Source organism: Ruminococcus sp. (assembly GCF_045129435.1).
Lineage (GTDB): Bacteria > Bacillota > Clostridia > Oscillospirales > Acutalibacteraceae > Ruminococcoides.
The window spans coordinates 1-7,076 of sequence record NZ_JBGVJL010000155.1; the positions used below are offsets into that span (position 1 = coordinate 1).

9 protein-coding genes are annotated in these 7,076 nt (G+C 37.2%); 2 read left to right on the forward strand and 7 right to left on the reverse strand.

Going from position 1 to position 7,076, the window contains the following annotated elements; all coding sequences use genetic code 11:
- The 3 genes from ACJMMI_RS07410 to rlmD form a co-directional block, all read right to left on the reverse strand.
- Positions 1-605, reverse strand: a 605-nt coding sequence (locus tag ACJMMI_RS07410) for a DUF2800 domain-containing protein (RefSeq protein WP_405354629.1), incomplete at its 3' end; no start/stop codon positions are given.
- Positions 595-783: a helix-turn-helix domain-containing protein gene (locus ACJMMI_RS07415; RefSeq protein ID WP_405354630.1), complete on the reverse strand. Its 189-nt coding sequence runs from the start codon at positions 781-783 to the stop codon at positions 595-597. The genes ACJMMI_RS07415 and ACJMMI_RS07410, both read right to left, overlap by 11 nt.
- 235 nt (positions 784-1,018) lie before the next feature.
- Complete coding sequence (gene rlmD, locus ACJMMI_RS07420) at positions 1,019-2,392, reverse strand: 23S rRNA (uracil(1939)-C(5))-methyltransferase RlmD (RefSeq protein ID WP_405354631.1); 1,374 nt, start codon at positions 2,390-2,392, stop codon at positions 1,019-1,021.
- A gap of 150 nt (positions 2,393-2,542) precedes the next feature.
- Between rlmD and murC the strand changes: the two genes are divergently transcribed.
- On the forward strand, positions 2,543-3,937 hold the full coding sequence (gene murC / locus ACJMMI_RS07425) for a UDP-N-acetylmuramate--L-alanine ligase (RefSeq protein WP_405354632.1): 1,395 nt from the start codon (positions 2,543-2,545) through the stop codon (positions 3,935-3,937).
- A 70-nt stretch (positions 3,938-4,007) separates the two neighbouring features.
- Here murC and ACJMMI_RS07430 read toward each other — a convergent pair whose 3' ends face one another.
- Positions 4,008-4,286, reverse strand: coding sequence for a helix-turn-helix transcriptional regulator (locus ACJMMI_RS07430; RefSeq protein WP_405354633.1), 279 nt, complete (start codon positions 4,284-4,286; stop codon positions 4,008-4,010).
- 49 nt (positions 4,287-4,335) lie between these two features.
- Positions 4,336-4,584, reverse strand: coding sequence for a helix-turn-helix domain-containing protein (locus ACJMMI_RS07435; protein WP_405354635.1), 249 nt, complete (start codon positions 4,582-4,584; stop codon positions 4,336-4,338).
- 232 nt (positions 4,585-4,816) lie between these two features.
- On the opposite strand from ACJMMI_RS07435, the gene ACJMMI_RS07440 reads away from it, so the two are divergent.
- Entirely contained in the window at positions 4,817-5,704 is an 888-nt protein-coding gene (locus ACJMMI_RS07440; RefSeq protein WP_405354637.1) for a hypothetical protein, read from the forward strand.
- Between the two features lie 117 nt (positions 5,705-5,821).
- Here the strand turns inward: ACJMMI_RS07440 and ACJMMI_RS07445 are convergent, their stop codons facing one another.
- Both ACJMMI_RS07445 and ACJMMI_RS07450 read right to left on the reverse strand, forming a co-directional pair.
- A complete protein-coding gene (locus ACJMMI_RS07445) occupies positions 5,822-6,247 on the reverse strand; it encodes a flavodoxin (protein ID WP_405354638.1) in 426 nt (141 codons plus the stop codon).
- A 22-nt stretch (positions 6,248-6,269) separates the two neighbouring features.
- Positions 6,270-6,815, reverse strand: a complete 546-nt coding sequence (locus ACJMMI_RS07450) for a DUF3793 family protein (protein WP_405354639.1) — start codon at positions 6,813-6,815, stop codon at positions 6,270-6,272.
- Positions 6,816-7,076: the final 261 nt, after the last annotated feature.

Consider the following 7,076-nt stretch of genomic DNA (forward strand, 5'->3'; position numbering starts at 1 on the left):
ACTGATACTTCCGGTCTCTTATCACTCACCGGAACGAGTGTTAATTTGCCTGCTGGCTTGGTAACGAACTGTCCCAAAATCTCAGCGAAGGCTTCCTTACCCATGAGCTTTTCAAAAGCGGTAGCAACTTCATTTATCGCCTCCATAAGATTTACCAATAAAAGAATTTTTTCATTTTCTGTTATTAATTCATCAGTGTACCACTCTTTTATTTGAAGTCTAATAGCATCTATTATCATTGCATTTCTCTCAGTGAAATATTTTCTTTCAATCCCACAAAACTGCAATGATGCTGGACTATACTCTCTCCAGAAGTATCCCTGCACTCCTTCAACGCTATTCAATGCAGCAATCACACGATCATATCCCCCCAATGCCTCAAAATTAACCTGAGCATCTGTGAATAACCTTGCTCTTGAAATATAACCTGCATATAACATCTGGTCATTTATTACTACCGGCCATCCTTTATTTGCGGCTGCTATTGCCACATGTCCCATTCCGCAGAACGCATCAATAAATCTTCCATTTCCTGAATACTTATCTATATATCCATTAATTTCATCTATAAGCCTAGCTTTAGAGCCTATATACCTATATCCCATTGTCTATCACCTTATTTTTCTTTCTTGGATCCTCAGGTTTTATTGCATCTTCCGGAATTAACCACATATTTCCTTTATATTCGGCCCCTGGTATCCTTCCGTTTTTACAATAAAGAGACACTCGTCTCTGTGAAACGTTCCATTTTTTTGAAAATTCTGCAGTAGTTAAATATTGCATTTCTTCCCTCCATAAAAACAATATCCACACGCTAATTATATTCCTTCGCCGGAACACTTTCAACTGATTATATGGGTGCAACTATTCGCGGACACCATAATTCTACCGATACTATTCCGGCGCACAACTTTGGTATCAACAAATTTTTGCACCCCTCTTAAATTTCTATTTTCTTTATACATTTTTTCCTGCTAAAAACACAGGTACATATTTACAAAAAAGCCCTCAACCCCGCTTAAACTGGGCATTTCTTTGATAGTAAGCACACCGTCTCCACATGTGCTGTTCTTGAAAACATGTCGCAAGGGGTTACTTCTTTGGTTTTATAGCCGTTTGACTCAAAAATCTGCAAATCTCTTGCAAGGGTGGCAGGGTCGCAGGATACATACACCACACGCTTTGGCGACATCTGAGATACTGTAAGGATTACATCTTCGCCGCAGCCCTTTCTTGGTGGGTCAAGAACTACGACATCTGGGTTTAGTCCCTCTGCCTTGAGCTGTGCCGCTGCCTTTGAAGCGTCTGCACAAATAAATCTTGCATTCTCTATACCGTTTGCTTTTGCATTTTCATTGGCGTCCTTTATGGCATCCTCCACAATTTCAGCACCGACTAAGGTTTTGCAATTTTCTGCCATTGTAAGTCCTATTGTGCCTGTTCCGCAGTACAAGTCAAGCAAAATTTCATTTTTTTGCAAATTTGCATATTCCTTTGCTTTGCCGTAAAGCTTTTCTGCCTGAGCACGGTTTACCTGCCAGAATGAGAAAGGCGAAATTTTAAATTTCAATCCGCACAAAACATCGGTAATGTGGTCACTGCCATAAGCTACACGATTTTTCTTACCTAAAATAACATTTGTTTTTTCTCTGTTAGAATTAATAATCACGCTCTTTAGATTAGGCAAGCCTTCCTTTAACATTCTTACAAGCTCGTCCTCTTGCTTTAAGCCGTTTCCGTTTACCACATAGCAAACCATAAGTTCATTTGTAATCTCACCGAGTCGCATATACAAATGTCTGAGTCTGCCTTTACCTGTTGACTCATCATAAATATCCGCATTGGTTTTTTCAATAAATTCCTTAGTAATTTTTATTACAGAATTAAAAATTTCAGGCTGTAACAGGCAATCATCACAAGGAATAATTCTGTGTGTATGGAATGAATAAAAGCCGAACACCGCACTTCCATCCTTTGCCCTGCCAATTGGGAACTGAGCCTTGTTTCTGTATCGGTCAGGTTTTTCACAGCCAATTATATTTTTAAACTCAAAGTCTTTGATTCCGCCGATTCTCGTCACAGCGTCATACACACGCATTGACTTAATTTTTAACTCTTCATCATACGAAATATGTCGCCAAGTACAGCCGCCGCATTTAGAAAACTGCGGACAGTCAACCTCTATTCTTGCAGAAGATGGCTTTATTATTTTTTCAATCTTGCCGAAAGCATAGGTTTTCTTAGTTTTTAATATTCTGACTTCAAGCTCATCTCCTACAGCAGAAAGCGGAACGAAAACCGCAATGCCGTCCTCGGTCTTGCCCACTCCGTTTCCCTCGGCGGTAGCTGAAGTTATATTTAATTTAATAATATCATTCTTAACTAAATTCACAATAAATCACCGATTATATTTTAACATTTTTAATATACATTGGCAATATAAAAACTAAAATACGAAAAAATATATTACAAATTCAAAAAAGGTATTTATTTTTTTCGGCGATAGCCTTATAATATAAGGTAGAATTTTTGTGAATGGAGAATGAGTGTTTTGAATTACGACAAATTGCTTGATAATATAAAAAGGATTCATTTTATCGGAATCGGCGGCAGTGGTATGTGTCCGCTTGCCGAGATTTTAAACAGTGAGGGCTATCAGCTTTCCGGCTCTGATATGAACGAGGGCGATACTCTCGACAGAATTAAAGGCTACGGAATCCCTGTATATATGGGACATCGTGCAGAGAACATTGACGGTGCTGAGCTTGTGGTTTATTCCGCTGCTATCAAGGAGAATAATCCTGAGAGAAAGGCAGCCGTTGAGCAGGGTATTCCTTGCATTGAGAGAAGCGTTATGCTCGGCGTTGTTACAAGACGCTACCAGAAAAGCATCGCAGTTTCTGGTACACATGGCAAAACCACAACCACAGCTATGCTTTCACAGGTACTTATCGGCAGTGGCTTTGACCCGTCGGCAATCATCGGAGGTAAACTTCCTTTCATCGGCGGCAACAGCTATGTTGGTCAGAGTGACATCATCGTGTGCGAGGCTTGCGAGTATGTTGATACATTTCTTCAGCTTAACCCGTTTATCTCAATTATCCTTAATATTGATGCAGACCACCTTGATTACTTCAAAAATCTTGACAACATCAAGAAGTCTTTCAACAAGTTTGCAAAGCAGACAACAGGCTTGCTTGTAATCAACGGTGATGACGAAAATACACTTGAGGCTGTCAGTGATGTTGATATTGAAAAAATCACCTACGGTTTCGGTGAAAATTGTGATTACAGAGCAGTAAATATTTCTGCCGACAAGGGCGTTCACGAGCAGTTTGACATCTACTACAAGGGCGAACTTCTTACAAACATCAAGCTTATTGTTCCGGGTAAACACAATATCTACAATGCACTTGCCGCTGCTGCTACTGCACATTATCTTGGTGCAACTCCAAAGGAAATTGCTGAAAATCTTCATAAATTTGGCGGTGTACATCGCCGTTTTGAAATTCTCGGCACACCTGAGGGAATCACAGTTGCAGATGACTTTGCTCACCACCCAACCGAGCTTACCGCAACACTCAACGCAGCTATGAATATGGGCTTTAAAAAGGTATGGGCAATCTTCCAGCCACATACATTCTCAAGAACAGCACTTCTTCTTGATGATTTTGCAGAGGCACTTAAAATTCCGGATGTTGCAATCATCTCGGAAATTCTTCCGGTAAGAGAAACCAATACATACAACATCTACTCAACCGACCTTGGTGCAAAAGTGCCAAACTCAGTCTGCCTTGACACATTTGAGGAAATCACAGACTATGTTTGCAAGAACGCAAAAGAGGGCGACCTCATTCTCACAATGGGTGGCGGTAATGTTTATATGTGTGCAAATATGATTTACAATCAGCTCAAGTATAACGAGGAGAATAAGTGATTTCATAACAATAAATAAAAATTTTCAGCCTGACTTCATACGAAATCAGGCTGATTTTTTGCTTAAATCTTTATTTATTTCTAATATCGTCAATTATCATTTGTATATGAGCAATCTGCTTTTGTGATAACCCCGAAACATCTACGGTTTGCCTCTCGTTAATGCCAAGCAGATAATCGGCACTTACTGAATAGGTATTTACTATTTTAGTAAGCATTTCCACAGACGGCTGAATATTGTCATTTTCCCAATTACTTATAGTTTGCTTTGTAACATTAAGGACCTGTCCGAATTGCACCTGATTTAATCCGAGGAATAATCTTAATTCACGAATTCTTTTACTTAACATACCAACACCCCAAATATAATTATTACAATACTATTGTATGACTTTTTATTTATACCATGGCAAAAATATCATTAGGCTGAATTTCAAAGACCTTGCAAAAGGCAATTATTTCTATATCGGTTATAAATCTTTTTCCACACTCAATTCTTTGAATTGCATTTTTGTCTAAATCCAATCCAAAAAGCTGTAGTTTTTCCGCAAGCTGTCTTTGACTGCATTTAGGATTTAATGCAAGTCTTAATTCCGCAATCCTCTTTCCACATACATTATTCATACTTTCATTTTTATTTTTAAACATATTTTATACTCCTTTGACATTTAGTGCTTGTCAATAAGAATATTTTATGCTATAATACACCTGTAATTGACATTCAGTGAGTGTCATTACTGAATAAATGTTAATTATTAATGAGTTTTAAGGAGGTGTTTATAAAATTATATAAATATTCAAGTTTTACTATAATTAATAGTTAAAAGTGATTTTGATTTAGAAGTAAAAAATATTATCAGTTTAGAAAGGAAATGAATTTATGAAAATCAAAAAATCAATAACACTATTTTTACTATGTTCAATAGCACTGTCTTTATTTGCCGGATGTAATGGAAATAGCAAAAACAATGAAAATTCAGTTAATGAAACAACAAATTTTTCAACAGTAGAAACATCTAAACAACAAGAAACCCATAAAAATACCAGTAATGCAAACTATATAGGTGACAGAAGTGTACAATATGACAAAGCAACTCAGCAACATCTTGTTTTCTTTTCTTTTTCTGAATATGAAGACTCCAACTACCTTACTCCGGATGCTGACATTCACATAAAAATTGTAAATAACAACGGTGATGAAGTGTACAACAAAACAACATCAGTAACCGTAGATGATTATGCAATGTGGACAAATCAATACCAAGATCTAAATCACTTAATGGGAACTGTTTACATACCAGATAATGACATAACACTTGGAAGCACACCAGATGGAACTTTGACTTTGTCAGCTGATGTTGCAGGAGGCTATAGTTTTGAAGAAAAAGCTTTGAATATATATGATCTACCTTTAGCCGAAATTTCTATCAGTACACCAAATTTACCTATTGAAATCAATGAATATAACTATAAAAATGAACTCAAAACTACTATTTCAGTAGAAGAGATGAGTTTTGAAGGTTCAGAATACGGCTCTTTAACAGTAAAATTGAAAGCGAAAATGCTCTATAACTCTGAAGGAGATAACAAAAGCAGTTCACCATCAATTGGATACAAAATAAAAGATGAAAATGATATTGTTGTTGGTTCTGGTAGTATGATTCTTAACGCAATTAAAGTAGGCGAAACAGTAAGCGATACTTCTTATATTAATGGTGATTATGTTTTAGGTAAAAAATATACAATGGAATTATTAGATACAGAATAAATTATTAGCCCGTAGTTGACTATAACTACGGGCTTCTTGTCAATTAAAAACTGCCACTCATTACAAGTGGCAGTCTTTAAGAAAAAATATGAAATGTATAAGGGATTGGTTAGTTTATCAGCCTGCAAGTGCTGCACCGAGTGCTTTACAATTTGCTGTGGCTTCATCATCGGGAGCGTCATTGCAGATAACACTTTCTGCTGCGAGAACCGCACCTGCCGCATTGCAGGTATCCTCCCATGTTCTCATCCATTCGCCGTCACCCCAGCCATATGAGCCGAAGAGTGCGATTTTTTTACCGCTGAGCTTTGCTTCACATTCATTGAAAACAGGCTCAAACTCTGTATCCTCAAGTGTTTCGGCACCCATTGCAGGACAGCCAAAGGCGATTGCGTCAAACTCATCTACCTTATCGGCAGAAAAATCTGCTACATTAAATACAGAAACCTCTGCTCCTGCTCCTTTTGCACCCTCAGCAACAGCATCTGCCATTGCCTCTGTGTTACCTGTTCCACTCCAGAACACTACTGCTATCTTACTCATAACTTAATTACTCCTTTGTAAATTATACTGTAAGTCGTTTTATTGACGACCCTTGCAAATATTTTTTGCAATATATATTAGTACATTTTTTGTACTTTTCAAATGTCTTTTTTGCGTTTACCTCATCGTGATAGACTTTCCAACAACCACAGCACTTAAAGTTCTTACCCTTGTTTTCGATAAATCCGATTACATCATCAATCGGATAACCTAAAAACAAGCCGATTTCGTGTGGAAAGCCACCGCAAGAATACACTCTTTTTGAAAGTTCCTTTAAAAGTTCGTCCTCGCTCTTGCCATTGTAGCCGATCGAGGTAAGATAACTTGAAACCTTAGTGTCACTGACATCTTGCATTAGCTTGTCGGGGCGATAAACATAAATCAACGCTCTTTCGGACGAACAGTACAGTACACGGATTGACACACCTTTTGCGTTGAGAACAAAGTTTAGGGAGATAATATCTTTTTTCAGCTTTTGAACGCTGTCAATTCGGCAATTAACCAGATTGCCTGTTTTTATATTCGCCAAGGTCGGTGAACAATGGCGGACTAAAATTTCTTCAGACATATTACTCCTTTATAGTTAGTTTAAGCTAACTATTCTTTTAAAAATTTCGCCCTTACAGGCGTTGATTTAAGTTTATTCTGCAATTATAGAGGTACAATTACAATAATGGAAAGATTCTTGCTTTGGTTAGTTATCACTAACTTATTGCATATTTATAATACAACATCTTCCTCTATTTGTCAACACCTATTTGAAAATTTTTTTAATAATTTTTTGCTTGCAATTTTGATTGGTACAGTATATACTATATACATAAATAAT

Coding starts and splice junctions, on each gene's coding strand:
- ACJMMI_RS07415 (WP_405354630.1), bottom strand. CDS start 783: ATGCAATATTTAACTACTGCAGAATTTTCAAAAAAATGGAACGTTTCA.
- murC (WP_405354632.1), top strand. CDS start 2,543: ATGAGTGTTTTGAATTACGACAAATTGCTTGATAATATAAAAAGGATT.
- ACJMMI_RS07430 (WP_405354633.1), bottom strand. CDS start 4,286: ATGTTAAGTAAAAGAATTCGTGAATTAAGATTATTCCTCGGATTAAAT.
- ACJMMI_RS07435 (WP_405354635.1), bottom strand. CDS start 4,584: ATGTTTAAAAATAAAAATGAAAGTATGAATAATGTATGTGGAAAGAGG.
- ACJMMI_RS07440 (WP_405354637.1), top strand. CDS start 4,817: ATGAAAATCAAAAAATCAATAACACTATTTTTACTATGTTCAATAGCA.
- ACJMMI_RS07445 (WP_405354638.1), bottom strand. CDS start 6,247: ATGAGTAAGATAGCAGTAGTGTTCTGGAGTGGAACAGGTAACACAGAG.
- ACJMMI_RS07450 (WP_405354639.1), bottom strand. CDS start 6,815: ATGTCTGAAGAAATTTTAGTCCGCCATTGTTCACCGACCTTGGCGAAT.